Genomic DNA, 335 nt, shown 5'->3' on the forward strand with positions numbered 1-335 from the left:
TTGGTGTGTGATGCGTTTAACTATGCCATGGCTCGTCAGGGTTATCCAACGGGTGTCATGGTACATTCGGATCAAGGCTCACAGTACTGTAGTCGTGATTTTAGAGCGCTATTATTGACGAACCAGTGTATTCAAAGTATGTCACGCAGAGGGAACTGTTGGGATAATGCAGTAACCGAAAGCTTCTTTCATACATTGAAAGGTCATGTGATACATGGCAGTGTGTTTGCCACTCGAAAAGAGGCTAATGCTATATTGTTTGACTATATTGAGATTTATTACAATCGGGTCAGAAGGCATTCTGCAAACGGCTGGTTAAGTCCAGAAGCCTTTGA

Annotated in this window: 1 protein-coding gene; it reads left to right on the forward strand. The window is 43.0% G+C overall.

Translation table 11 applies throughout. The features are described from left to right. Nucleotides 1–335 (forward strand): integrase core domain-containing protein (locus ACE01T_RS17710; RefSeq protein WP_395518815.1); only part of this gene is annotated, 335 nt, incomplete at both ends.

Source organism: Acinetobacter uliginosus (assembly GCF_044130295.1).
Taxonomy (GTDB): domain Bacteria; phylum Pseudomonadota; class Gammaproteobacteria; order Pseudomonadales; family Moraxellaceae; genus Acinetobacter.